The sequence below is a fragment of the Kangiella japonica genome (assembly GCF_039523535.1).
GTDB classification, from domain to species: Bacteria; Pseudomonadota; Gammaproteobacteria; order Enterobacterales; family Kangiellaceae; genus Kangiella; species Kangiella japonica.
Genome location: NZ_BAAAFM010000003.1, coordinates 1101124 through 1126561, shown reverse-complemented (window position 1 = coordinate 1126561; position 25438 = coordinate 1101124). Strand labels below are relative to the sequence as shown.

The 25438-nt window shown below is 45.3% G+C and carries 24 protein-coding genes; 2 read left to right on the top strand and 22 right to left on the bottom strand.

Translation table 11 applies throughout. From position 1 onward, the window contains the following. Window positions 1-152: 152 nt before the first annotated feature. The 22 genes from ABD128_RS08725 to miaB form a co-directional block, all read right to left on the bottom strand. Entirely contained in the window at window positions 153-635 is a 483-nt protein-coding gene (locus tag ABD128_RS08725; protein ID WP_343989231.1) for an FKBP-type peptidyl-prolyl cis-trans isomerase, read from the bottom strand. Window positions 636-950: 315 nt separating this feature from the next. Continuing rightward, entirely contained in the window at window positions 951-1871 is a 921-nt protein-coding gene (lipA, locus tag ABD128_RS08720) for a lipoyl synthase (protein ID WP_343989400.1), read from the bottom strand. A gap of 102 nt (window positions 1872-1973) precedes the next feature. After that, window positions 1974-2627: a lipoyl(octanoyl) transferase LipB gene (lipB, locus tag ABD128_RS08715; RefSeq protein ID WP_343989229.1), complete on the bottom strand. Its 654-nt coding sequence runs from the start codon at window positions 2625-2627 to the stop codon at window positions 1974-1976. Window positions 2628-2652: 25 nt separating this feature from the next. Then, on the bottom strand, window positions 2653-2919 hold the full coding sequence (gene ybeD / locus ABD128_RS08710; RefSeq protein ID WP_343989227.1) for a DUF493 family protein YbeD: 267 nt from the start codon (window positions 2917-2919) through the stop codon (window positions 2653-2655). Beyond that, window positions 2916-3803: an aminotransferase class IV gene (locus ABD128_RS08705; RefSeq protein WP_343989225.1), complete on the bottom strand. Its 888-nt coding sequence runs from the start codon at window positions 3801-3803 to the stop codon at window positions 2916-2918. Before ABD128_RS08705 ends, ybeD begins: the two co-directional genes overlap by 4 nt. Before the next feature lie 63 nt (window positions 3804-3866). Next, window positions 3867-5033, bottom strand: a complete 1167-nt coding sequence (locus ABD128_RS08700; protein WP_343989224.1) for a D-alanyl-D-alanine carboxypeptidase family protein — start codon at window positions 5031-5033, stop codon at window positions 3867-3869. A 49-nt stretch (window positions 5034-5082) separates the two neighbouring features. Then, a complete protein-coding gene (locus tag ABD128_RS08695) occupies window positions 5083-5973 on the bottom strand; it encodes a septal ring lytic transglycosylase RlpA family protein (RefSeq protein WP_343989222.1) in 891 nt (296 codons plus the stop codon). A gap of 18 nt (window positions 5974-5991) precedes the next feature. Then, window positions 5992-7035: a lytic murein transglycosylase B gene (gene mltB, locus ABD128_RS08690; protein ID WP_343989220.1), complete on the bottom strand. Its 1044-nt coding sequence runs from the start codon at window positions 7033-7035 to the stop codon at window positions 5992-5994. Between the two features lie 81 nt (window positions 7036-7116). Then, entirely contained in the window at window positions 7117-8241 is a 1125-nt protein-coding gene (gene rodA, locus ABD128_RS08685) for a rod shape-determining protein RodA (RefSeq protein WP_110200603.1), read from the bottom strand. Next, window positions 8225-10177, bottom strand: coding sequence for a penicillin-binding protein 2 (gene mrdA / locus ABD128_RS08680; protein WP_343989218.1), 1953 nt, complete (start codon window positions 10175-10177; stop codon window positions 8225-8227). Before mrdA ends, rodA begins: the two co-directional genes overlap by 17 nt. A 112-nt stretch (window positions 10178-10289) precedes the next feature. After that, the gene (rlmH, locus tag ABD128_RS08675; RefSeq protein ID WP_343989216.1) at window positions 10290-10760 is read right to left on the bottom strand and encodes a 23S rRNA (pseudouridine(1915)-N(3))-methyltransferase RlmH; all 471 of its coding nucleotides are present in this window, start codon (window positions 10758-10760) and stop codon (window positions 10290-10292) included. A gap of 18 nt (window positions 10761-10778) precedes the next feature. Further along, window positions 10779-11123, bottom strand: a complete 345-nt coding sequence (gene rsfS / locus ABD128_RS08670) for a ribosome silencing factor (RefSeq protein ID WP_343989214.1) — start codon at window positions 11121-11123, stop codon at window positions 10779-10781. Window positions 11124-11131: 8 nt separating this feature from the next. Then, window positions 11132-11821 (bottom strand): nicotinate-nucleotide adenylyltransferase, encoded by a 690-nt coding sequence (gene nadD / locus ABD128_RS08665; protein WP_343989212.1) that lies wholly within the window; start codon window positions 11819-11821, stop codon window positions 11132-11134. Next, complete coding sequence (gene holA, locus ABD128_RS08660; protein ID WP_343989210.1) at window positions 11821-12933, bottom strand: DNA polymerase III subunit delta; 1113 nt, start codon at window positions 12931-12933, stop codon at window positions 11821-11823. Before holA ends, nadD begins: the two co-directional genes overlap by 1 nt. 27 nt (window positions 12934-12960) lie before the next feature. Continuing rightward, the gene (locus ABD128_RS08655) at window positions 12961-13473 is read right to left on the bottom strand and encodes an LPS-assembly lipoprotein LptE (RefSeq protein ID WP_343989208.1); all 513 of its coding nucleotides are present in this window, start codon (window positions 13471-13473) and stop codon (window positions 12961-12963) included. A gap of 25 nt (window positions 13474-13498) precedes the next feature. Continuing rightward, window positions 13499-16105, bottom strand: a complete 2607-nt coding sequence (leuS, locus tag ABD128_RS08650) for a leucine--tRNA ligase (protein ID WP_343989206.1) — start codon at window positions 16103-16105, stop codon at window positions 13499-13501. 619 nt (window positions 16106-16724) lie between these two features. Then, window positions 16725-17681, bottom strand: a complete 957-nt coding sequence (locus ABD128_RS08645; RefSeq protein WP_343989204.1) for an SHOCT domain-containing protein — start codon at window positions 17679-17681, stop codon at window positions 16725-16727. 70 nt (window positions 17682-17751) lie between these two features. Beyond that, window positions 17752-19275, bottom strand: a complete 1524-nt coding sequence (gene lnt / locus ABD128_RS08640) for an apolipoprotein N-acyltransferase (RefSeq protein ID WP_343989202.1) — start codon at window positions 19273-19275, stop codon at window positions 17752-17754. Window positions 19276-19660: 385 nt separating this feature from the next. Continuing rightward, the gene (locus tag ABD128_RS08635; protein WP_343989200.1) at window positions 19661-20512 is read right to left on the bottom strand and encodes a CorC family transporter; all 852 of its coding nucleotides are present in this window, start codon (window positions 20510-20512) and stop codon (window positions 19661-19663) included. A 47-nt stretch (window positions 20513-20559) separates the two neighbouring features. After that, window positions 20560-21069 carry an rRNA maturation RNase YbeY gene (ybeY, locus tag ABD128_RS08630; RefSeq protein ID WP_343989198.1) on the bottom strand — a complete coding sequence of 170 codons (510 nt, stop codon included), beginning with the start codon at window positions 21067-21069 and terminating at the stop codon, window positions 20560-20562. A gap of 49 nt (window positions 21070-21118) precedes the next feature. Further along, the gene (locus tag ABD128_RS08625) at window positions 21119-22138 is read right to left on the bottom strand and encodes a PhoH family protein (RefSeq protein WP_343989196.1); all 1020 of its coding nucleotides are present in this window, start codon (window positions 22136-22138) and stop codon (window positions 21119-21121) included. Window positions 22139-22164: 26 nt separating this feature from the next. Further along, window positions 22165-23514: a tRNA (N6-isopentenyl adenosine(37)-C2)-methylthiotransferase MiaB gene (gene miaB / locus ABD128_RS08620; protein WP_343989194.1), complete on the bottom strand. Its 1350-nt coding sequence runs from the start codon at window positions 23512-23514 to the stop codon at window positions 22165-22167. Between the two features lie 209 nt (window positions 23515-23723). Here miaB and ABD128_RS08615 point away from each other — a divergent pair, with 209 nt between their 5' ends. Both ABD128_RS08615 and ABD128_RS08610 read left to right on the top strand, forming a co-directional pair. Next, the gene (locus ABD128_RS08615) at window positions 23724-24335 is read left to right on the top strand and encodes a YceI family protein (RefSeq protein WP_343989192.1); all 612 of its coding nucleotides are present in this window, start codon (window positions 23724-23726) and stop codon (window positions 24333-24335) included. Window positions 24336-24507: 172 nt separating this feature from the next. Continuing rightward, window positions 24508-25017 (top strand): hypothetical protein, encoded by a 510-nt coding sequence (locus tag ABD128_RS08610; RefSeq protein WP_343989190.1) that lies wholly within the window; start codon window positions 24508-24510, stop codon window positions 25015-25017. The last annotated feature ends 421 nt before the right edge of the window (window positions 25018-25438 follow it).

Here is a 25438-nt window from a genome sequence, read left to right as displayed (position 1 = left end):
AGGTTCTATATTGTGTTTACAAAGTAGGCGTTTTATTGAGCAGCTCTTGAGAGCAACTTAGGCTAATGTAAAACGGATTTCGTAGAAAAGCAACCAGCCTTTAGCTTTGCAATAGGCAAAAAAAAGGCCTTCCGAAGAAAGCCTTTTTTCAACTAGTGCTCGTGTCCGCCAGCGCCATGAACATGGCCGTGAGACAATTCTTCTTCGCTTGGCTCACGTACTTCAACAACTTTTACGTCAAAGCTTAATGTAACACCTGCTAAAGGGTGGTTACCGTCAACAGTGACCGTATCACCGTCAACCTTTGTTACTGTAATAAGCTGTGGACCTTGTGGCGATTCAGCATTGAACTGCATACCTGGCTCGACTTTATCAACGCCTTGGAATGCTTGCATTGGAACTTCTTTGATTAGTTGCTCGTGGCGCTCGCCGTAAGCTTCTTCTGGAGTGACAGTTACAGACAACTCATCATCAACAGCTTTACCGACTAGAGCGTTCTCTAATCCTGTAATAATGTTTTTGTGGCCGTGTAAGTAAGCTAAAGGCTCATTGCCTTCCGATGTATCGACTAATACACCTTCTTCTGTTTTCACTGTGTATTCGATCTTAACGACTTTATTTTCTTCAATTTGCATAAATTACTCTCTTACTTTTTACAAAATTTTACTCAAACGGCATGCATCCGCTTGAGTACGGGAACTACACTCTGGGAGATAAAAGAATATGAAGTCTAAGATTCAACAGGGAAACTCTTATACAGAGTATTAAATTGTGATTAGCCTAATGCTAGAAATAAACATGGGGATCATAGAATTAATTACAACCCCAGTTTTGATACTCTTGGTTATCAAGAGCATAAATAGAACAAGACTTGTGGGCTTAGCAGCGAAGGAGCCTCTTTCGAAATACTCGTTCGGCTGACTAAGCCCAAATAACGCAACTTCGGGAAGTTAGCTAACTTTTTTGCCCGCAGCTTGCTGATCCGCATGATACGACGATCTCACCATTGGCCCGCTGGCCACGTTAGTAAAGCCCATCTCTTCTGCGATTTTGCCTAACTCATCAAATTCGTGCGGAGGCATAAAGCGTTTTACCGGGTGATGGTATTTACTTGGTTGTAAATACTGACCCATAGTCAACATATCCACGCCATGCGCTCGAAGGTCTTTCAACACTTCGATGATTTCTTCGTTAGTTTCACCAAGGCCGATCATTAATCCTGACTTGGTTGGAATTCCTGGGTAGCGTTCTTTAAACTTTTTCAGTAAATCAAGCGACCATTGGTAATCAGCACCTGGACGAGCCTGCTTATACAATCGAGGTACAGTCTCAAGGTTATGGTTAAACACATCTGGTAAACCATCAGCCATCTTGTCCAATGCTACTTCCATACGACCGCGGAAGTCCGGAACCAAGACTTCTACTTTCAGGTCTGGGTTTTCTTCTTTCGCTACTCGAACACATTCAGTGATATGTGCAGAACCACCATCGCGTAAATCATCGCGGTCAACCGAAGTAATCACCACGTAATTCAGTTTCATCGATTTCACCGAGTCTGCCAAATGCTTAGGTTCTTCTGGGTCTAGCGGCAACGGACGACCGTGTGCCACATCGCAGAAAGGACAGCGACGGGTACAGATATCACCCATAATCATAAAGGTTGCGGTACCGTGACCAAAACACTCAGGCAAGTTAGGGCAAGAAGCTTCTTCACACACAGTGTGTAGCTTTTTGTTGCGCAACATGTCCTTAATTTTAGTGATTTGGTTACCATTCGGAAGGCGCACACGAATCCAGTCCGGCTTACGCGGCATCTCTTCAGTTGGCATAATTTTTACAGGAATACGTGCCATTTTCTCTTCGGCGCGCATCTTGTGACCCGGTACGACTTTGCCCGTAACTTTTTTCTTACGAGGCGCTGTTTGTGCAACAGACTCAGGTTTTGACATAAAAAGTACTTAAACCTTACCCAATTACTCAGGTAGGCCCTTCATTTCAAGACGGCTATTATAGCCTAATTTGTTGCATAATTGATCCACTAAATCTGGCTGAATTCTCTCCAGAGTCTCGGGACCACCACGCTCAGCGACATGTGTCATCGCCATCCCTTGATATCCACAAGGGTTAATCCGTGCAAACGGCTCAAGATCCATATTAACATTCAAAGCCAAGCCATGAAACGACTTACCCTTACGAATTCTTAAACCCAGCGAGCAAATTTTGGCATCATCAGTATAAACACCCGGCGCATCAGAGCGGGGATAGGCCTCAATACCGTATAAACCAAGAGTATCGACCACCGCGTCTTCAATCGCTGAGACCAAATCTCGCGGCCCCATCTCCTTGCGTCGCAAGTCAATCATAAAGTAACCCACCAGCTGGCCTGGGCCATGATAGGTCACTTGGCCACCACGATCGACTTGCACCACAGGAATATCACCCGTAAATAATAAATGTTCGGGCTTGCCTGCCTGACCTTGGGTAAACACAGGATCATGCTCAACTAACCAGATTTCATCGGTTGTGTTGTCATCTCTTTCGTCCGTAAAACGCTGCATCCGTCGCCACACAGGCACATAGCTTTGATGGCCCAGCTCGCGGATTATTACCGAATTGTCGCTATTCATACTTAAATCTGCTTAATGTTGGCTTTTATAAAGTCATTTTTACGCCTTCGACGGTATGCACTTCTTTATACATAGCATCGACTTGCTCGCGATTTTCTACCGTTACGGTGAATGACAAAGATACATAGTTGCCATCACGGCTCAGTTTTGAGGATGGCGCATAATCACTTGGTGCATGGCGGTTAACGACTTCAGCCACTTCCATATCAATGCCTTCACGGTGGATAGCCATGACTTTAAAACAAATTTCGCACGGAAATTCCCACACTTTATCACGATCATATTGGGTCATAACTCTACCTCACCACTTATTTCACCTTGGTATAACTGCTCTTTTAGCTGTTGATAATATACATACATACGACGCCAGACGGGGCCTGCAACGCCATCACCAATTGTAACACCGTTTACTTTAATCACTGGGCGGATTTCTTTGGTCGAACTGGAAAGCCATATTTCATCGGCTAACTCCAATTCGTGCTCAGGGATCGGGCGCTCTTCATAGCGGATACCGTGCTTCTTGGCTAAAGCCAAAATAAACTCCCGTGTGACACCAGCTAACAGCTGCTCACTTAACGGCGGCGTGATCATAACACCATCGCGCACGATAAAAAGGTTGCTCGACGTTGCCTCATTCGCCTCACCATTGCGCACTAATATGGTGTCATCAGCGCCAGATTCAAGCGCTTTTTGCTTGAGCATACAATTTGCTAACAGGGTTATGGCTTTGATGTCACAACGCTGCCAACGAATATCTTCTTCAGTAATGACGGAATAACATTTAATATCAGCAACTTGCCAGTCTTTTTGCACCGGAGGTAGTGGCGAGATCATGGCCATCACCGTGGGTTTATCGAGCTCTGGAATGTCGTGGTGACGGTTAATGTAGCTACCGCGAGTGACTTGCAGATATATGGAGGCATTGTCAAAATCGTTCCGTTCGATTAAGCCTTGGCAAATCTCAAGCCATGTATCTTCCGGTTGCTCGAATGACATCAATATCGCACTCAAGCTTTTATGTAAGCGCTTGATATGGCTTGTAAAACGGAACGGCTTTCCAGCATATACTGGGATAACTTCATAAACCCCATCACCAAACAAAAAGCCCCGATCTAAGACCGGGACTGTTGCTTGTTCTAAGTTTAGAAATTCACCATTTAAATAGGCTATAGACATAATTCCTACTTATATCAACTAGTTATAAAGTTATAATCGCGAACTCTAAATATCTTTTTTGTACTAGTCTTCGAACCATAGGGCCATCGAATCCCACATACGACCAAAGAATCCAGCTTCTTCAACATTGTCTAATGCGACCATCGGTAAGCGCTTCACCACCGTATCACCCATGTTGAAATAGACTTCGCCGACTACTTGGCCTTTCTTAATAGGCGCCATAAGCTTACCATTTAATTTGTAGTTAGCTTTTAGCTCATCTTTTTCACTCTTCAACACAGTCAGCACAGCATCTTGAGCTAAGCCAACAGCAACTTTTTCTTCTTCGCCTTTCCAGACCTGCGCTTGATTTAGAGCCTTACCTGCGGCAAATGCTTTAACGTTGGTATAAAAACGGAAACCAAAATTGAGTAGTTTACGACTTTCGCTAGCTCTTGTTCCCATGCTATCGGCACCCAACACCACCGAAATCAGGCGCATGCCTTGCTTTTCAGCTGATGATACTAAACAGTAACCCGCTTCTTCGGTATGCCCTGTTTTGATGCCATCAACGCCTAAGGTCGTGTCACCAAGCAGTTCGTTACGGTTTTTCTGAGTAATGCCGTTATAGGTAAACTCACGCTCTGCGTATAAGCTGTAATCTTCCGGGAAGTCGGCGATTAAAGCACGCGCCAGTTTCGCCAAGTCACGGGCGGTTGATATATGGTTTTCATCCGGCAATCCAGTGCTGTTCATAAAGTGGGTGCTGTTCATGCCTAAGCGCTTCGCATATTGGTTCATTAAATCCGCAAAAGCTTCCTCGCTTCCGGCTATATGCTCGGCCATCGCGATGCTCGCATCGTTGCCTGACTGCACCACAATACCACGGTGCAAATCATCCACACTGACGTATTTGTTAACTTCAACAAACATCAGCGAACCACCTCGTAGCTTCGGATTTTGCGCCCAAGCATTTTTACTGATGAGAACCTGATCTTCTAGGCTAATATTCCCCTTGTGCAACTGATCCGCAATAATGTAACTGGTCATCATTTTGGTCAAACTGGCTGGTGGCAAAGGCTCATCCGCCGCTTCTTCCATGATCACGTTACCCGTTTCATAATCCATCAAGATCCAAGAACTGGCTGCCACATTCGGCTTTCTAGGTTGAATAGCATTGGCGACATTCGAAGCTGCCCAAAGGACAGCACCTACGATTACTAACAGGACTGAATAATTACGTTTCATCATTGCTTCTACACTATTTACTTAACTAAACTATTGATTTTTCAGTGACTTATTAATCAGTCACTACTCGAGGTGTACCAAAACTGTATTGCTTTAATTGGGATAAAATTGCTTCCGCTGCACGCGCATCTTCCAAGGGCCCGATTCGAACTCGATGCAACTTCTGACCGTTAACATTCACTGGAGTCAGGCTAATCGGTTGCTTAAAGTATTCACGCAAACGCGATGCCAATGTGTCTGCGCGCATTTCATCAGAAAAAGCACCCACCTGCACAAACAGCTTAGCATTATCATGTTGCTCGTCCATCGGCGGAATTTCTAGTTCACCATCAGGGTTAACTGCTTTTTGTGGGCCACCAGGCGAAGCCAACACCGTTACTTCTACTCGGGCCGTGCCGTGGTGATCGTAGCCTAGCTTTTTAGCAGCCGCGTACGACAAGTCAATGATACGATTTTTCACAAAAGGCCCGCGGTCGTTGATTTTCACAACCACTGAATCGCCTGTATCAATATTGGTTACTCGCGCGTAACTGGGTAGTGGTAAAGTTTTGTGAGCGGCGGTGTATTGATACATATCATACACTTCGCCTGACGAGGTTCTGCGGCCGTGAAACTTTTGACCGTACCAACTAGCAGTACCGGTTTCCGAATAGCCATCACCGCTGGCTAACACATGGTACACAACGCCATCCACTTCATAATATGGCGGGTTGCCGAAAGGGCTTTTTTCTTCAACCCTTGGCGTTGGCTCTTCAATCGGCCCATCTTCAAACGAACTCGCCGTTCCATCTGGTGCATAATCTGGAATTTTGCGATCGGCGGCGCTGCCGTATGCTGGCGCATCATCTTCGGCACCTGTACCACCGCTCGTGGTGGTACAAGCACTTAAAACGCTCAATGCGCCGACCAAACTCACTAACTGAACACTTCGCTTTAATATCATATCTAGTTACTCTAACGGCTATGATTCATCGTTAGCTTTGCTAACTGTTGGTAATGATTTTTTGGCCTGTGCCTTTTGTTGCTGAACATCGTATTCCGCAAGGATTTCCTGACTTAACTGATGTACTGCCAAGGCATACATAGGGCTACGATTATAGCGTGTTATGACATAAAAGTTGTGGAAGCCTAACCAGTAATCGTAACGATTCTCTTGCTTGTAGTGGTAAACACCCGCGATATCCTGATCTTTTGCTTTGCCTTGATAATCTAGGCCTGCTTTCCTTAACTGAGCAACGGTAAACTGCGGTTTTAGCTTCGTGTTTTCGAACTGTTTGGCCAATGTTGCGTCGATATCCACGAACTCAGCAACCGCCTCGCCCATACGCCAGCCGTGAACGCTGAAATAGTTTGCGACACTACCGATGGCGTCAGCCTTATTGTCGAACAAATTGATTTTACCATCGCCATCGAAATCCACTGCATAGTGGCGGTAAGAAGTCGGAATAAACTGACCCATGCCCATAGCTCCAGCATAGGAGCCTTTCGGTTCTTCCAGTTTCCAGCCTTGCTCACGCGCCAATACAAAGTATTCGGCTAGTTCACCGGCAAAGAATTTTCCGCGCTTTGGGTAGTGAAAGGCCAAAGTGCTAATCGCATCAAGCACAGGATAGCTACCTTGAATGCGACCATAATAAGTTTCTACGCCAATAATGGCTGTTATAACTTCTGCTGGAACCTGATACTTTTCTTCCGCACGTTTTAACAATTCTTGATTGTCTTGCAGAAACTTTACACCTTGTTTGATGCGCTTTTGCTGAATAAAGATCGGGCGGTATTCATACCAATCTTTCCCTTCAGCAGGTCGACTAATCGCATCAAGGATACTTTGGCGCTTCTCAGCTTTAGCCAATACCGTTGAGATATAGCTTTCGGTAAAGCCATGTTCTTTTGCCATAAATTGAGCAAAGGCTTTCGGCTCAGTCGGCGCTTCGCCAGCTGTTGCCTCAAGACTGCAGAAGCCAAGCCCAGAAGCCAGTAACACTGTTGCTATTATTTTTTTCATTAAATTCTCCTACAATGCAGAGCCAAAACATCACATAATTCGTCTAAATACAGCGCGCCTGTTCGCAGTTTGCGCGGAAGTTTAAGCCGAGTGTAGACGTCGGTGAGTTTGAATCGACATCAATATTCCAAAGCTTGCCATCAAAGTGACAATCGAAGTCCCACCGTAACTAATTAGTGGTAATGGTAACCCGACCACTGGTAACAAACCACTGACCATACCAATATTTACGAACAAATAAACAAAAAAAGTTAAGGTCAAAGCAGCGCCAAGTAAGCGACTAAAACTATCTTGACCCTGTAAGCTGATATAGAGTCCTCGCCAAATAACGAACAAATATATCGCCAATAAAATTATAATCCCGATTAAGCCAAACTCTTCGCCTAAAACCGCAAAAATGAAGTCGGTATGGCGCTCCGGTAAAAACTCTAGTTGAGACTGAGTTCCATTGAGCCAACCTTTACCATAAAGTCCACCCGAACCGATCGCAATTTGCGACTGAATAATATGATAACCCGAGCCTAGTGGATCACTTTCAGGATTTAAAAATGTCAGCACTCGTCCTTTTTGGTACTCCTCCATAGTGAAGTACCACATGATCGGTGCCAAAATTGCCGCGATACCAAGCGCACTGACGATGTATTTCCAGCGCAATCCCGCAAAAAAGATCACGAAGAAACCGGACGCAGCAATCAATAACGAAGTTCCCAAGTCCGGCTGAATCATAATCAGCACTGTAGGGGTTAAAACCAACGCTAAGCTTATGACTAAATGCTTAAAGCTAGGTGGCAAGGCTTTATCCGCTAAGAAAGCCGCCACCATAATAGGCACTGCTAGCTTCATAATTTCCGAGGGCTGGAAACGAACGCCTATATCAATCCAACGCTGCGCCCCTTTACTCGACTCTCCAAAAAAGAGAACCGCCAACAAAAAACCAATACCTACCACAAAAAATAACGGCGCCCATTCTTTAAGCGTCCTCGGCGAAACTTGCGCCAGCATAAGCATCACCACCATGCCAGCACCGAATCGAACCAGTTGTTTTTCAACCAGCGCCAAACTTTCGCCACCAGCGCTATAAACCACCAATAAACTAAAGCCCATCAGCGCACAAAGTCCAAACAGCAGTGGCACATCAATATGCAGTCGCCACAGCAAACTGCTACGAGCTTTATGCGTATTGGCAGCACTAGTGCGTAGCGCCATCACTGTTCTCCTCGTGGTTAGTTGGCTCTGCGTTTTGTTCCGGCTTAAGCGCTTCAAGCAGGTAGTAGTCCATGATTTCTCTAGCCAGTGGTGCAGCATTTGAGCCACCACCGCCAGCATTCTCCATCATAACTGCCAACGCTATTTTCGGCTGCTCAAAAGGAGCGTAACCGATAAATAGGGCATTATCATGGAATTCTTCTGCTATTTTTGTGGCATCGTACTGCTCATCCTGCGCGATACTCTTAACCTGCGCCGTACCTGTTTTGCCAGCGACCACATATTCAGCGTCCGCAAAAGCTGTTCTGGCCGTTCCTCTAGGTGGCTCCGCCACTTTCTTCATGCTTTCTTTCACTAAGTCGAGCCAACTGCCGTCGCCAGTATCTATTTGGTGATAGGACATAACCGGTGTATTCGACTGGTAGCGGTTGTCTTGCGAAAACTCTTTCACCAGCTGTAATTTATAACGGATACCATCATTCGCTAGGACCGCTGTGGCGTTAGCTAGTTGCAAAGGAGTCACCGTCCAGAAGCCTTGGCCAATACCGATATTAACTGTATCCCCGTTGTACCAAGGTTCGCCTCTAGCCGCTCTTTTCCACTCACGGGACGGCATAATACCTACTTTCTCTTCGACGATATCAATCCCGGTTTTTTGGCCAAAGCCAAAGCGAGTCATTCCTTCATGAATTCTATTGATCCCTAAGCGCACCGACAAATCGTAAAAGAAAGTATCGCAAGACTCTACAATGGCCTGCATCACATCAACCGTTGCGCCATGGCCCCAACGCTTCCAGTCACGATAGCGGTGATCGTTATTGGGTAATGAAAACCAACCGGGATCAGCAATTCGTGTATTCGGTGTTATGACCCCATCTTTGAGACCGATAAAAGCCAAGTGTGGCTTAATGGTTGAGGCTGGCGGGTAAGTCCCTTGCACCGCGCGGTTGTAAAGTGGGCGCTCAGGCGTTAATAATTTTTTATACTCTTTACTCGAAATCCCACCAGTGAACATATTGGGATCATAGGCGGGCTGGCTAACCATGGCGAGTACACCACCGGTCGATGGATCAACCGCAACCACTGCACCTCGTGCTCCAAGCTCATTCATTAACTCAGTAATTTTTTGCTGTAGCCCTAAGTGAAGGTAAAGGTGAATATCTTGCCCAGCTTGTGGCTCTTCTCGCTCTAATACGCGAACAATTCTGCCTCGCACGTCAGTTTCAACTTTTTCGCTACCCACTTCGCCATGTAGCCTATCCTCATAATAACGCTCAAGCCCAAGCTTACCTATCTTACTGGTGGCGGCGTAACGCAGGCGAGTCACACCCACTTCTCTATTGGCTTCTAAGTCCTTTTCGTCCATCCGCACCAGTTCTTCCTGAGTGATAGCGCCCATACGGCCAAGCACATGAACCAAGGTAGCACCATAGGGATAATAACGCTCAAGACGCGCTTCGACGCTGACGCCAGGGAAGAAGTGTTGGTTGGCCGAGAATATCGCCACTTCTTCTTCCGTTAAGTTGGACTTAATGGCATACGAATTAAATTTTGGGCGGAACTTTACTTGCTCTAAAAACTTTTCAATGCGCTCATCAGGAATTTGGAAGATGTCTCTTAAGCGGTTGATGGTATCTTCCATGTCATCCACTTGCTCTGGCACAATTTCTAAGGCAAAAATCGATCGGTTTTGCGCTAATAGCTTGCCCGTTTGATCGTAGATCAAGCCACGGACCGGTGCCACCGGCTGTACTCTAATACGGTTATTTTCAGATTGGGTTTGATACTTTTTATGATCGATGACTTGCAGCTTAAACTCACGCGCAATGAGGAAGCCCATAAGTCCCACGACAATGATTAACGCAACCACGCAACGCACGAAAAACATCGAAGTTTCTCGTCCTACATCTTTTATGGCTTCGCGTCTTTTTAGCATATTGTGTGAATTAACCGTCTTATTGCGACTTTATTAGAAACTGTTAGTGTTTGATGACTTCGAGTTTGCCACGTTTCTTACAAATGCCCCTCGACCGAGCTCACTAAAAAGTCTATTCTCGATGGTAGGGATGATTCACCGTCACCGACCATGCTCGATACAATGACTCAGCAATGATAACTCTTACCAAAGGGTGTGGAAACGTCAGGTTAGACAACGATATTTTTTGATTGGCACGCTCAAGGCAAGCTGGCGCCAGCCCCTCTGGCCCACCGACAAACAACACAAGGCTCGGGTGATGTTGTTGCCAGTGTTCAATCTGTTGTGCAAGCTGAGGCGTCGATAACTGCTTACCTTTGACATCCAAAGCAATCACCCAATCACCACTCGAGACATGAGCTAGCATCGCCTCACCTTCTTTATCGGTTAATCGTGCTATATCGGCATTCTTTCCGCGTTTGACCGCCGCAACCTCGATCAGTTCCAGCTGAAAGTCCCTAGGAAAACGACGCGCATACTCCTCATAGCCCTGCTCAACCCAGCTAGGCATTTTTTGACCGACCGTGATTAAGCGCAATTGCATGGGAGTACGTCAGTATAATTACTGAGAGCGAGCTTCTTTCCAGTTTGGGTCCCACAACTTTTCTAGTTGGTAGAAGTCGCGAGTTTGGGCAAGCATGATATGAACCACAACATCGCCTAAATCCACCAGTACCCACTCAGAAACATCATCACCTTCAACACCGAGAGGCATGACGCCCTGGTCCTTCATTTCACTGACTAAGTTATGCGCTACGGATTTAACATGACGGTTAGAAGTACCGCTCGCAACGATCATATAATCGGTCACTGAGCTTAGCTCACGAACGTCTAACACACTGATATCTTTAGCTTTTAGGTCTTCTAGTTGTTCTACAACAACGTTTTTTAACTGCTCAACTTGCATTGATTACCTTAACTTTTACGGTTTAAGCCATATAGGCCATACTGATTCATGTAGTCTAGTATACCATCAGGCAAAAGAAATCGGGGTGAAAAGCCTTGATTTATTTGTTCCCGGATATAGGTTGACGAGATATCTAACTGTGGCATCTGGCAGAAACCTACCTTGCCGTGACTATAGTGTGGCAAATGGTCGAGACTATCGATCGCGTGCTTTTGATAAAACTCTGCCATCTCACCGTCACTCGGCAGTTCGCTACTCGGGCGCCCGACCACTAAAATGTTGGTGAGGCTTATTAATTCTTGCCACTGGTACCATTGATTAAGTTTGGCAAAAGCGTCTGTACCCATCAAAAACACGAGGCAGGTATCTGCTTTTCCGGCGTCTTTTAATTCTTGGCGAATTTCACGCAAAGTGACCACGCTGTAGCTTGGTTCTGTACGGTTTAGCTCGCGGCTATCAATGGTAAGTTGGGGATATTTACTCAGCACCAACTCAAGCATTTCGATCCGCTGTTGCGCTGAGGCGCCAGGTTCTGGGCGATGCGGCGGGTATGCCGCTGGCATCAAAGAAACTTTGCCCTGGGGAAATCGGTTCAGCATTTCCTGCGTCATACGCAGATGGCCGAAATGAACAGGGTCGAAAGTTCCCCCCAGGATAATATGCATTAGCTTATTTTTTTCTGCTAAAGCTGGTGACATCAGCTCATTCCCAATTCTTTTTTGAGGTGGCTCAAGCCTTTGCTAGCGGCAGTAGAGGTTTGCGTTGAAGCTGGCTGGCTTGGTGCTGTTGTTTTTTTAGCTCTAAAGGGATTCACCCCAGCGATCAGACACACCACATAAGACAGCTCTTGCCACACATCGATATCTGCCTGACCTTTTATGCCCTTATCGATCATGGTTAGCCGCTGAATCATGGCGTACCACTTCTTCACGCTTCCTTTGGATAAGGCAACTTGAAGAATCTTTTGTTTTTTAGGCCACACACGATTGGTCTTGAATATTTCTGCCATGGGGGTGCCTTTCGCCATATCTTCTGACCATTTAGCAAGGCTTTGACATTCGCGCAATAATTGATTAACGATGGGTAGCGGATAAGTTCCTTCTGCCTCGATACTGGCTAACATGCGTAGCGCTCGTTCGGCTTGACCACTCAAGCAAGCGTCGCCCAGCTCAAACGTAGAGTAACGGGCGTTTTCGCCCACATAATCGCGAATATTATCGCCTGTTATAACGTTGCCTTCGGCGAGTAGCGACAACATTTGTAAATCTTGATGCGCCGCCAACAAGTTACCTTCGCAGCGCTCAACCAAAACCCCAACAGCGTCGTTGTCTAGCTGCACCTGCAAATTAGTAGCGCGCTGACGTAACCAGCCCCCTAAGCGTTCTGCAGGGATTGGCCAAACCTCAACCACAATTCCCGCCTGCTCTAGCGTTTTGAACCAAGAGGTGCGTTTTTCGTTAGCAAGCTTAGGCGCTATAACTAGCAACACATCGCTTGGCTGACTATTAATAAAACTTTGAATCGCTTCGCCTTGCGCTTTTTTGATGCTTTTATCGAAACGCCATTCGAGCAATCGGCTTTCGGCGAATAGCGACATTGTGCCTGCCTGATCCGTCAGTGGGTTTGAAGCATTGGTATCTTCGATGATTTGACGCTCAAGAATCCCCTGCTTTTTGCAATGGGCACGAATTTGATCGGCGGCTTCCATCTTTTGCCAAGGCTCGTCGCCAGCAACCAAATAAACTGAGACCCTTTTATTAGGATCGGTCTTATTTAAAGCTTGCTCTAATTTTTCAGGATAGACTTTCACGGTTACCTTGGCAGTTAAATGTGCGGATTAAGAATTTGGTTTTAAATGCAGCGTCGTTGCCATTTGCAATAATAAACGGTTGATCACATCTTGATGCATATCACTGATCAAACGCTGCTGCTCATTAACCTGGCCAGATTCTAACGTGCGCTGGTAGGCGAATTCGCGACGACTGCTTAAGGTTTGAGTTTCAGGTTCACCCTCAGTCACCATGCTAGGCGTAAGCAATTGATACTTAAGGGTAAATATCAACTCCAACTCACTCGCGCGGCCAAAGCTATCACGCGCAACGGTACGCTTTTCTGTGTCATAACCAATGACCGCCAGTTGCATTTGTGAATCCTCAGCAGCATCCACCAGCTTCGCGCCCTGCGACGTTAAGCGTTGCTTTAGGGTTCGCTCAAAGTTTGAGTTCGGGTTTTTGCTTAACACCCAAATCTTAGCGTTATCAAGCTCTGTACCAGCACCGCGCAACTGAAAGCCGCAAGCAACAACTAAGCTGCAAGCGGCTAACATTATCAGTATTAAACGAGTCTTCATCGAATTCCTAATCTATCGTTTCGCCCTAATTAGCAACAATATTAACCAATTTACCCGGAACCACAATCACTTTGCGAATAGTGTTGCCATCGGTGAACTTTTTAACGTGGTCATCGGCCAATGCTTGTGCTTCGACTTCATCTTTCGAGGCACTGGCAGCAACAGTGATTTTGGCGCGTACTTTACCGTTGACTTGCACCACGATTAACTTTTCGTCCTGCACCATGGCAGATTTATCGGCCGTTGGCCATTTAGCATCCACTACATCAAGACGCTCAGTATCATCCACCAAGTCACCAAGGGCTAGCCATAACTCTGAGCAAATATGGGGCACGATTGGTGCTAATAACAATACAGCTGTCTCTAGAGCTTCATGCAATACAGCGCGATCTTGCTCTGACATTTCTTCAGCTTTCGCCGCATGGTTTAAAAGCTCCATGACCGCGGCGATAGCCGTGTTAAAGGTGTAGCGACGATCATAATCATCGGTGACTTTAGCAATGGTTTCATGAGTCTTGCGACGCAATGCTTTTTGATCGCCATTCAAGCTTGCCACATCGAGCTTAGCCACTTTGCCTTTTTGTTGATGCGACTGCACCATCTTCCACAAACGACGCAAGAAACGCTGCGAGCCTTCAACCGCAGAATCCTGCCACTCCAAAGACTGATCCGGTGGCGAAGCGAACATGGTGTATAAACGCATTGTATCAGCGCCATACTGATCGACCATCGACTGTGGATCAATACCGTTGTTTTTAGACTTCGACATTTTCGTCATGCCAGCGTGAGTCACTTGGTTACCGTCTTTATCGACCGCTTTAATCACCTGACCTTTGTCGTCACGCTCAACAACCTCAACCTCTAGCGGCGATACCCATTGGCGCGCGCCTTTGTCGTCAACATAATAATAAGCATCAGCCAACACCATGCCCTGACACAATAGCTTTTTCGCTGGCTCGTCAGAATTCACCAAACCCATATCACGCAACAACTTGTGGAAGAAGCGGAAATACAGCAAGTGCATGGTGGCATGCTCAATACCGCCAATATACTGATCGACTGGCAGCCAATGATTCGCCTTTTCAGGATCTAACATGCCGTCTTCGTAATTTGGACAAGTAAAGCGCGCGTAATACCAGCTCGACTCCATAAAGGTGTCGAAAGTATCGGTTTCACGAATGCCTTCTACGCCATTAACCACCGCTTTTTTCCACTCTTCGTCAGTATTCAACGGACTAGTCACACCATCCATAGTTACGTCTTCTGGTAGGCGTACAGGAAGCTGATCTTCTGGCGCAGGAACAACCGACCCGTCAGGCATATTAATCATTGGAATTGGCGCGCCCCAATAACGCTGGCGTGAAACGCCCCAGTCACGAAGGCGGTAGTTCACCGTTTTGTTGCCTTTACCGAGCGATTCTAACTTTTCAGCGATAGCATCGAACGCTTGCTCAAATGGCATCTCCGAAAACTCATCCGAGTTAATCACGATGCCTTTTTCTGTATAAGCCGCTTCGCTAATATCTAACTCAGAACCATCGGCAGGCTTCACCACCGCAGCTTTGTCGATGCCGTACTTTGTCGCAAATTCATAATCGCGCTGATCATGTGCCGGAACCGCCATCACAGCGCCAGTGCCATAATCCATCAACACAAAATTCGCCACCCAAATTGGAATCTCTTTACCGGTCAGCGGATGCTTGGCGTATAGCCCAGTCGCCATACCTTTCTTTTCCATGGTCGCCATTTCGGCTTCCGATACTTTGCTGTTTTTGCACTCGTGTACAAAATCAGCAAGCTCTGCATTATTCTCGGCCGCCATCGTCGCAATCGGATGCCCCGCCGCAACGGCAAGATACGTCACGCCATACAAAGTGTCTGGGCGCGTGGTATAAACACGTAAATTCTCACCTTCAGAAAAATCGAACTCAACTTCAACCCCTTCCGAGCGACCGATCCAGTTTTTCTGCATGGTTTTGACCATTTCTGGCCAACCCTCAAGCTTCTCTAAATCTTCTAAAAGCTCTTCGGCATATTCAGTAATCTTAATAAACCACTGTGGAATTTCTTTCTGCTCAACCGGCGTATCACAGCGCCAGCAAGTACCGTCCACCACTTGCTCATTAGCAAGAACCGTCTGGTCATTCGGGCACCAGTTGACCGACGAGGTTTTCTTATAAACCAAGCCTTTTTCGTAGAGCTTAGTGAAAAACCACTGCTCCCAGCGATAATATTCAGGCTGACAGGTCGCAAATTCACGATCCCAATCAAAAGCAAAACCTAACGTCTGCAACTGACCTTTCATGTACTCGATATTTTCATAAGTCCAAGGCGCAGGCGAAGCATTATTCTTTACCGCCGCATTTTCCGCCGGCAAACCAAACGCATCCCAACCAAACGGTTGCATCACATTTTTGCCCTGCATACGCTGGAAACGCGAGATAACATCACCAATCGTATAATTGCGCACATGCCCCATGTGTAGGCGACCACTCGGGTACGGGAACATACTCAAGCAATAATACTTCTCTTTCGAAGCATCCTCGACCGCTTTAAAGGTTTGATTTTTTTGCCACTTTTCTTGAATTTTCCCTTCAATTTCAGAAGGTTGGTAGTGCTCAGTTAGTTGCATTGTCTGAAAATCTTTAGTTATTGAATATGATTAGGAGGAAACAGGCCAAAAGCCCCGGACAGCCTCAAACTACAAGCTGTTAATGTTACCTGACAGGGGGGATAGCAACAAGGTTAATTGTTAGGGTTTACTAGGTTTAGTGGCCTGATGCGACCTTTAGCTTTATCAGCGGTTATCACTCGTGTGTCGGCGAGAGATCTTTAGATAGGGTAAATATGATTAAATCTAATCACTACTCTCAATGTTAAGTGGTTTCTTCTTTTACGTTCATTTTTTGATCGAGCAAACGAGCAAAGGAAGTTCCTTTAGGGAAAACGAACCAAAAAACTCGCCCCAAAAGTTAGGCCTAACGGCTTCCCTCATCATTCAAAATTATTGACGTGCCGCAAAACGAAATTCTGACCCACAGGGACGTGGGGAATGCAATAGCAAAGCCGGGAGCATTGCTTGCCCTGTTTCGCCTTTGCTAAATTGGGCTGTTCCCGCGAGGGGATTCCCTTTGGGTCAACTACTAATTTGCCCTATAATTTCAAATGATGAGGCTAACTTTTAAAGGGGTAATTGGTGCTAATCTGCTTGGGCTAAGCTCACTACCCTCACAGTTGTGTACTTAATACTTTTAACCTTTCCTTTCTAACAATTCCTTTTTCGCCTGATTAAATTCATCTTCCGTAATAACACCTTTTTCTTTTAAATCAGCCCACCGCATCAACTCTTCCGACACAGAGTATGTTGCACTAAATTTACCTTTTTTTATCCTTATAGAATCATTTTTGTGATGACGCTTTTCTCTGAACCTTTGGGTTATACCCCCTATCACTCCCTTCAAGCTGTGCCTAAACCCTATTTTTTTACGAGAGAGTCTATTTTTGGCTCTTAATAAAAGTATAACCCCACAAAAAAGTATAACTGACCAAAAAACAATCGTAAAAGAAAGACGCAGCAAATACATTCCATTATGGTCTTGAATATACTCTTGAATATATTTTTTATGGTTGTTAACGGCATTATTAATGTCTCTCAATATTTCTTGCTTAACCATATACACGTTATCACTGGCATAATTAACATTATAGCCAGAAAAGGAAACATCCTGCTTATGCAATGAGTCTGTTATGACACTATAGTTTTTCCTTAATATTGAGAAGTCATCTAATGAATCATATTCTTCATCAATTGGAAAAAAGCGAGAACCCAACTCAGTGTCCACACTACCGTTACTATTTATCGAAGATACTTCTAGTCCATAATACTCACCCCATTTATCTACTCCTATATGCATTAACGGACTCTCACAGTATAGTTGCATGTATCCTCTATAATCATAAATTGGCATAGGATTGATATTAATTAAAAACTTTTGGAGACTTATTGCATACGAGTCATTAACCTCATCGCGTATTGTGGAAGCGAAGCATCCCGAAGATACCATTAGTGATACTTCAGTTCGTGCAATTTCTTCTGACCAAACTATAAAGTCTGCACGGTTGGAAAATGGTTTATCCATGACTGCTGCACTTATTGGGAGTGGATAAATCATCAACCAAAGCAAAATACTTAGAATCTTATTTATCATAATACTTCCTTACTTATTTCATATGCCGAGAGAAATTGGTTACGTCTAAAGACTAACCCAACCTACATAACTAATTTTTTCTTCTAAAGCCAAACGCCGCTCCCAAAAATACAATCACCAGCACCAGCAAAGTCCAATAGCCATACCGCAAGAACCATGTTGGTTTATTGTCGAGGACAAAAGCGCCGGCGAGTACTTTACGTTCGAAGCGTGGGATTTGATCCATCACGTGTCCGTTGGAGGCGATGACGGCAGTAAGTCCGTTATTGGTGCCTCTGATTACGGGAAGGCCTGTTTCGATAGCACGCATTTGGGCGATCTGGAAGTGTTGTAACGGGCCCCAGCTGTCGCCAAACCATGTGTCGTTGCTGATGGTGAGAATTGCTGTGAATTGGTCTTGGGATTGCTTGCCAAGCCCTTGAATTAGGCCTGAAAAAGCTATTTCATAACAAATCGCCGGCACTAACGCTGCTTTTTCGGTACGCAGTGGTGCTTGCTCGGGGCTACCCGGCGTAAAACTCGACATTGGTAAATTAAAAAAGTCGATGGCGCCACGTAAAAGCTCAGTAAAAGGAATATATTCGCCAAAAGGAACCAACTGTTGTTTATGGTAATGTTGCGACTCTTCACCGAGCAGGCGAACGCCCGAGTAGTAGACTTCACTATTATCAGGCTCATGCATCGGTATGCCCGTAATAAAGGTGCTACCCGACTCTTTAGCTTTCGCTTCGAGCTCAGACATTAAGCCTGGGACTCTGTTTTCAAACGCTGGAATACCACCTTCAGGCCACACCACCAAATCTGCGCCCCAATATGCATCGGTTTGCTCAAACAGACCGTACATGATCTGATTAAAGTACTCCGAATTCCACTTAATATGTTGATCAACATTAGGTTGCACTAAAGCAATGGTCAAGGTTTGCTCTTTGGTTGCTGCTTTGGAAAACATATACAGCGTGGCAACAAAAGGAATTGCCAACACCGTTAATATAGGGATTAGAAAACGTCGTTGTTGTGCGTAACCTTTAGTCGCCACCACTTCAGATAGTAGGCAACTTAGGATAACCACAAATAAAGTAACGCCATGCACACCGAGGAAGCCAGCCAAGCCCTGCATTAAGGCTTCGGTTTGGCTGTAACCCGCATACAACCACGGGAAACTGACAAATCCAGAGCCTCTGGCAATGTCTAAACCAATCCAGATGACACTGAATAGCATTATGCGTGAGACAAGTGAGTACTTACTAAAAATCTTCTGCATGACCCAGCCAAGAATACTGTAAAACAAGGCTAATATCATGGCGAAGACAATGGTCAGCGTTACCGCTAACCATGGTGCGGCATTACCAAAGGTGTTTATTGACACATAAACCCAGGAGACACCGGCAATAAATACACCAAAGCCATAGCCCCAGCCAAGACGAAAAGCTTTTTTAGGCGTTTTATCGGTCAATAGCCACCAGAAAGCGCCTATAGAAACTAACGCCAGCGGCCACCAGTTAAGTGGTGCAAATGCTAAGGGATAAACCGCTCCCGCGATTAAGGCAATAAAAAATGCCAGCCAGCCGTTCGGACTGGCAAATTTTTGTGTCATTGTTGGCTCTCTTGCGTATTATTATAGCTAACCCGCTGTTATCGTAAGCTTTATTTTGAAAAAGTTGCTTAATTGTGCAGGTACGAACAAAATTTTAAATACTATATGAATATTATTTGATGTTCATTTTTTGGCGAGCAAAAAACGAACCAAAAAACTCGCCCCTAAAAGTTAGGCCCTAAAGGGCAAACCTCAGAAGGAAAAATTATCAACGCGCCGCACCACGGGCATTCCTTTCAGTCACCACGAAACCTCCTTGTTTCGTTTCTGCTAAATTGGGCTATCCATGCCCAATTTGCACTATAATTTTGAATTCTGAGGCTAACTTTTAAAGGGGTACTTGGTGCATTTCTTCAACTACTCTTAAGCCCCCACCAAAGGCTATCTAAGATCCCTGTTCTTGTGCCAAGGGTTTCACCCGTAATAAATGAACTCGGCGCTGATCAGCGTTTAATACGGTGAACTTAAAGTCCCCCATTTTAATCGTTTCTTCGCGCTGTGGCATGTGGCCGAATTTATTGACCAGTAAGCCACCAATGGTGTCAAACTCTTGATCGGGGAAGTCTGAGCCTAGGCGTTCGTTGAAGTCTTCGATATCCGTTTGCGCTTTAATGATGTACTCACCATTCGAGTGCAACTTGATATTGCTTTCTTCATCGTCGATATCAAACTCATCTTCTATATCGCCAACAATTTGCTCAAGCACGTCTTCAATCGTCACAAGGCCAGATACACAGCCGTATTCGTCCACCACAATCGCCATGTGATTACGCTTTGAGCGGAACTCCGTCAATAGCACATCGAGGCGTTTACTTTCTGGGATGATGTAGGCTGGACGTAAAATATCTTTAATATCAAACTTTTGGCTACCATTTTCATCATAGGCATAGCTTAAGAGCTCTTTAGCGAGCATGATGCCTTCGATGTCATCGCGATTTTCACCAACCACAGGGTAGCGTGAGTGTTGGGTTTCGCTGACTATCGGCAGGATTTCCTGCAAGGAGGCATCTTCATGGATAACATTCATCTGCGAGCGCGGGATCATGATATCGCGCACCTGCATTTCAGCCACCTGTAAGACCCCTTCCATCATTGCTAAGGAGTCAGTTTTTATCAGTTTATCGTCTTTTGCGACCCGCAACACTTCAACCAGTTGCTGGCGATCTTGAGGTTCAGATTGGAAGATATCGAAAATTCTTTGGAGAAAACTCCTCGACGGAGGTTTGTCATCGCTCATGGCGCTCGGTTGTCCTCTAGTTGCCAAAACATAGTATAAATAGTTGATTAATCAATGATATAGGGGTTGTTAATCCCTAGTTCGGCTAAAATCTCAGCTTCTAAAGCTTCCATAATTTCAGCCTCTTCATCTTTTATATGATCGTAGCCCAATAAATGCAAGCACCCATGTATCACCATGTGTGCCCAGTGGTCTTCGAGCTTTTTCCCTTGTTGCTCTGCTTCTTTCGCCACCACCTCGGCGCAGATCGCAAGATCGCCTAACACCTTCTCTTCAGGCTGCATCTCTTGCAGTAGTTCTTGCATTAACTCAGGCGGTAAGCCTTCGGGTAGTTCAAAGGGAAATGATAAAACGTTAGTCGGGCGATTTTTACCACGAAACTGATGGTTCAGCTCTTGGCTTTCCTCGCTCGATACAATACGAATGGTAAGAGCCGTCGGCTTTTGGTTATTTAAAACCTTGCTAACGGCGGCTTGCGCCCAAGCTGAAAACTGCTCTTCTTGTGGCAAGCTTTCAGCATTGGTGGCTATTTGTAGTTCTAAATCCAAAGTACTCATTAACGAAGCGTCAACAATGGTATCTGTGAATTAATCAATCGATCTGCCATTAGAGCTTTTTAGCCGCGTCGTTGGCGGTATCAGCCGCACGCTTAGCTTCTGCAACATCAGCATCTTCATACGCTTGCACGATTCGCTGAACCACAGGATGGCGCACCACGTCTTTCGACTGGAAGAAGGTGAAGCTGATGCCATCGACGTCTTTTAATACGTCAATCACATGGCGTAAGCCAGACTTTTGACCGCGCGGTAAATCGACTTGGGTAATATCGCCAGTCACCACCGCTTTAGAGCTAAAGCCAATTCGCGTTAAGAACATTTTCATCTGCTCGACGGTCGTATTTTGGCTTTCATCCAAAATAATAAAGGCGTCGTTTAAAGTACGTCCGCGCATATAGGCAAGCGGCGCAACCTCAATCACGTTACGCTCCATCAGCTTCGCCACTTTTTCGAAACCAAACATTTCGTAAAGCGCATCGTATAAAGGGCGTAAGTAAGGATCGACCTTCTGCGCCAAGTCACCAGGCAAGAAACCTAAGCGCTCACCCGCCTCGACCGCTGGGCGTGTTAAAAGAATACGACGCACTTGTTGCTTTTCTAACGCATCCACCGCATTCGCCACCGCTAGGTAGGTTTTACCGGTACCGGCAGGGCCAATACCAAAACTGATGTCGTGGTGGATAATATTTTGCAGGTATTGCTTTTGATTTGGACTGCGCGGCTTAATTAACCCACGCTTGGTCACTAACGTCACGTTGTCATCAGCATGGGCTTTTGGCTTGGCCGATTCTAACTCAGTAGAAATCTCTTGAATCGCTAAGTGAATATCAGCGCTATCGAGTACCCTTTTCTTGGCGGTGTCGGCATAGAGGCTTTCTACCACCTGGCGTCCAGCAGCAATATTGATGCCTTCGCCGATTAAACTGACTGAGTTACCACGAACATTCACTTCAATGCCTAAGCGGCGCTCGATATGTTTTAAATGCTCGTCAAGGTAGCCACATAAAGCCGATAAACGTTTGTTATCGGCTGGGACTAATTCAAAAGTTTCGTTAGATAGTTTGGACAAGAATTAACCTTTGGACAATTGATGACTTAATGAACCAAGCCGTCTGGCTCGAATTCACCGCGTAATGAATTAGGGAAGGCATCAGTGATCGTCACTTCAGCAAACTTCCCAATTAAGCTGTGCGGGCCGACAAAATTCACAATTCGGTTGTTTTCAGTACGCCCGCGAAGCTCCATCGGATCTTTCTTTGATGGGCCTTCAACCAACACTTTCTCTTTATTGCCGATCATGTTGCGGCTGATTGAGAAAGCCTGCTGATTGATGCGCTGTTGTAAAATCGATAAACGCTGTTTCTTCACTTCCATCGGCGTATCATCGACGATATCCGACGCTGGCGTACCTGGACGCGCGCTGTAGATAAAGCTGAACGAGTGGTCGTAACCGATATCGCCAATTAACTTCATAGTCTCTTCAAAATCAGCCTCACTTTCACCAGGGAAGCCAATAATAAAGTCAGATGACATCGACATATTCGGGCGGATTTTACGTAAACGACGGATTTTAGACTTGTACTCAAGCGCTGTGTGGCCACGCTTCATCAGTGCTAAAACGCGATCTGAGCCGCTCTGAACTGGGAGGTGTAGATGGCTAACCAGCTCAGGAACATCTTCATAAACTTCAATTAAACGGTCTGAAAACTCAACCGGATGCGATGTCGTAAAGCGAATACGGTCAATACCATCAATCGCCGCTACATAAGTAATAAGCTCTGCTAAGTCAGCCGTATGGCCTTCATGAGTTGGGCCACGATAGGCGTTCACGTTTTGACCTAATAAATTCACTTCTCGTACGCCTTGTTCAGCCAGCTGTGCGCACTCGGCTAAAACGTCATCAAACGGACGGCTCACTTCTTCACCGCGCGTATAAGGAACAACGCAGAAAGAGCAGTACTTCGAGCAACCTTCCATAATCGACACAAACGCCGTAGGACCTTCAGCTCGCGGCTCAGGCAAACGATCAAATTTTTCGATTTCAGGGAAAGAAATATCGACCACAGCTTTACGCTTGGTACCGTCACCACTAGCTTCTTTAATCATTTCAGGCAAGCGGTGCAGTGTTTGCGGGCCAAAGATCACGTCAACGTAGGGCGCACGCTGGCGAATCGCTTCACCTTCTTGCGAAGCCACACAACCACCAACGCCAATAATCAAATCAGGCTTATCATTTTTTAAGTTTTTCCACTGGCCCAGCTGAGAAAACACTTTTTCTTGAGCTTTTTCACGAATAGAACAAGTGTTAAGCAACACCACATCAGCTTCTTCAGCCGAAGCAGCGGCTTCTAAACCGTGAGTTTTATTAAGCAAATCCGACATGCGAGACGAATCGTACTCGTTCATCTGACAACCCCAGGTTTTAATAAATAATTTCTTGCTCATGTGACCCTACTTGCTCCTGACGCTTAGCAATTTAGCTAAACTTAGCCGATTTGTTCAAAAAAGGGCGCGAATTATACCATCACGGAGGCGCTCTAAGCCAGTATTCACTGACTATTTTTTAAGCAGAGTTGTGGCCTGTTCGTAATCTTTCTAGTATTTTTTGATTTTATTTTGTTAAACTCTTTTGAATCAAAAAATAGGAGTCAAATATGATGAGAAGCAACATTCTAAAAGTATTGTGTGGTATCAGTATTCTTGCCCTTGCCGCCTGCTCAACAGAAGCAGAAAAAAAACAAATCCAAAAAAGCAGCGGTTGGACCATTAAAAGCAATCAATCTTTGTTGAATTTTAGCAGTACAAAGAATGGCGATATCGTAGAACAGCATGAATTTAACGGCATCACCGGCTCAGTCTCTAAAACTGGCGAAGTGCAAGTTACTGTCGATCTGACCAGCGTTGATACCAACATCCCTATTCGTGACGAGCGTTTGCAAAAACACGTTTTCAACACTGAGCAGCATCCAAAAGCACTTATCACAGCCAATATTGACCCTCAGCTACTTAGTGTTAAAGACAAAACTAAAACGACTATCGAAGGTACTTTGTCGCTCGCAGGGCAGTCGACAGACTTTAACGCGACTATTAGCGTGACTCCTGCTAAAGGAATGTTAATCGTCACAACCGAAGAGCCTGTCGTGCTTTCTGCTAAAGAACTTGGCGTTGCTGATGGCGTAGAGAAGCTTCGTGAAATTGCAGGCCTAAATAGTATTAGTGATGAGATCCCAGTAACTTTTTCACTTACCTTGTTGCATCACTACTAAGGCTCATCCTTATTTAAGCTTCATCAATGGCGACTTACAAGTCGCCATTTTTCTGCCCGATTCACTATAGTTTCCATCACTTTATTCACACAACAGCTCCATAATATTGCGTTTTAATAACATCATCGAACAACGCAATAGCTTCCAGCAAAGAGGAAGCTTCAAGGAGTAAATGATGAACACCACAACTAAATTAAAACAAGCTACTTTAGCTTTCGTTGCTATGATGGCGTTAGGTTTAAGTACCAACTTAAAAGCCGATCAGCCGACCGAACCATTAGAAAATGTTAAGCTCTTCGGCGTCGTTAATACGCTCGATAGCGAACGCAATTTAATCGCTTTACAACCACAGGCTAGCACTATAAAAGAAGAACGCTTCGATGGCCTCACCGTTCTTACCTTATCGCAAAGCTTCAGTAATACTAGTGACAGAGCTCTAAGCGGTTACTACCAAATTCCGCTGCCGAACCCAAGCGCACTGATTCACTATGAAGTGAGTTCTGATGGTGCAATCAATGAGCTGTCTGATCCACAAAAGGTTTCGCTGGAAAAAGGGCAAAGCATTACATACACGGTTCGTTATGAATTGCATTCAGACTTACTGGTAGGCTTCCACCAAGCACATGAGCCAATGTTTGAGGACTCCAGCTTAGAAGTAGAAACTGCTATCGCACAAAACTAACTAATATCCCCAAAGCATAGGAAGACTCTCAGACACGGACGTCATTTTTATCTACAAACGACAATAGTCTCCTCCACCCTTAGGACGCACCGCGTCCTTTTTTACTGTAAGTCAGATATGAATCCAGCAAGCCACACTTGCATTAATTTGGCTCTAGATCACATAAATAAAAGTACTCCCTCACAAAACAAAACCCTGCCAGTTCACAAAGGTACATAACTCTACAAAACGATACAGTTTTACAATTGAACCGACTCTTTTAGGTTGCTAGTTTGATTACCGTGTTATTAAAAAATTTTATTCGATTTAAAACACAGCCGCTGAAGGGGGTACTTCTAATCGATGCATTAAAGCCAAGCGCTTACGTCGATTAGATGCTTCAGCATCAATAATCAGAACAACTATCGACTCACTAATGAGA

Coding starts and splice junctions, on each gene's coding strand:
- ABD128_RS08725 (WP_343989231.1), bottom strand. CDS start 635: ATGCAAATTGAAGAAAATAAAGTCGTTAAGATCGAATACACAGTGAAA.
- lipA (WP_343989400.1), bottom strand. CDS start 1,871: ATGCGCGCCGAAGAGAAAATGGCACGTATTCCTGTAAAAATTATGCCA.
- lipB (WP_343989229.1), bottom strand. CDS start 2,627: ATGAATAGCGACAATTCGGTAATAATCCGCGAGCTGGGCCATCAAAGC.
- ybeD (WP_343989227.1), bottom strand. CDS start 2,919: ATGACCCAATATGATCGTGATAAAGTGTGGGAATTTCCGTGCGAAATT.
- ABD128_RS08705 (WP_343989225.1), bottom strand. CDS start 3,803: ATGTCTATAGCCTATTTAAATGGTGAATTTCTAAACTTAGAACAAGCA.
- ABD128_RS08700 (WP_343989224.1), bottom strand. CDS start 5,033: ATGATGAAACGTAATTATTCAGTCCTGTTAGTAATCGTAGGTGCTGTC.
- ABD128_RS08695 (WP_343989222.1), bottom strand. CDS start 5,973: ATGATATTAAAGCGAAGTGTTCAGTTAGTGAGTTTGGTCGGCGCATTG.
- mltB (WP_343989220.1), bottom strand. CDS start 7,035: ATGAAAAAAATAATAGCAACAGTGTTACTGGCTTCTGGGCTTGGCTTC.
- rodA (WP_110200603.1), bottom strand. CDS start 8,241: ATGGCGCTACGCACTAGTGCTGCCAATACGCATAAAGCTCGTAGCAGT.
- mrdA (WP_343989218.1), bottom strand. CDS start 10,177: ATGCTAAAAAGACGCGAAGCCATAAAAGATGTAGGACGAGAAACTTCG.
- rlmH (WP_343989216.1), bottom strand. CDS start 10,760: ATGCAATTGCGCTTAATCACGGTCGGTCAAAAAATGCCTAGCTGGGTT.
- rsfS (WP_343989214.1), bottom strand. CDS start 11,123: ATGCAAGTTGAGCAGTTAAAAAACGTTGTTGTAGAACAACTAGAAGAC.
- nadD (WP_343989212.1), bottom strand. CDS start 11,821: ATGTCACCAGCTTTAGCAGAAAAAAATAAGCTAATGCATATTATCCTG.
- ABD128_RS08655 (WP_343989208.1), bottom strand. CDS start 13,473: ATGAAGACTCGTTTAATACTGATAATGTTAGCCGCTTGCAGCTTAGTT.
- leuS (WP_343989206.1), bottom strand. CDS start 16,105: ATGCAACTAACTGAGCACTACCAACCTTCTGAAATTGAAGGGAAAATT.
- ABD128_RS08645 (WP_343989204.1), bottom strand. CDS start 17,681: ATGATAAATAAGATTCTAAGTATTTTGCTTTGGTTGATGATTTATCCA.
- lnt (WP_343989202.1), bottom strand. CDS start 19,275: ATGACACAAAAATTTGCCAGTCCGAACGGCTGGCTGGCATTTTTTATT.
- ABD128_RS08635 (WP_343989200.1), bottom strand. CDS start 20,512: ATGAGCGATGACAAACCTCCGTCGAGGAGTTTTCTCCAAAGAATTTTC.
- ybeY (WP_343989198.1), bottom strand. CDS start 21,069: ATGAGTACTTTGGATTTAGAACTACAAATAGCCACCAATGCTGAAAGC.
- miaB (WP_343989194.1), bottom strand. CDS start 23,514: ATGAGCAAGAAATTATTTATTAAAACCTGGGGTTGTCAGATGAACGAG.
- ABD128_RS08615 (WP_343989192.1), top strand. CDS start 23,724: ATGATGAGAAGCAACATTCTAAAAGTATTGTGTGGTATCAGTATTCTT.
- ABD128_RS08610 (WP_343989190.1), top strand. CDS start 24,508: ATGATGAACACCACAACTAAATTAAAACAAGCTACTTTAGCTTTCGTT.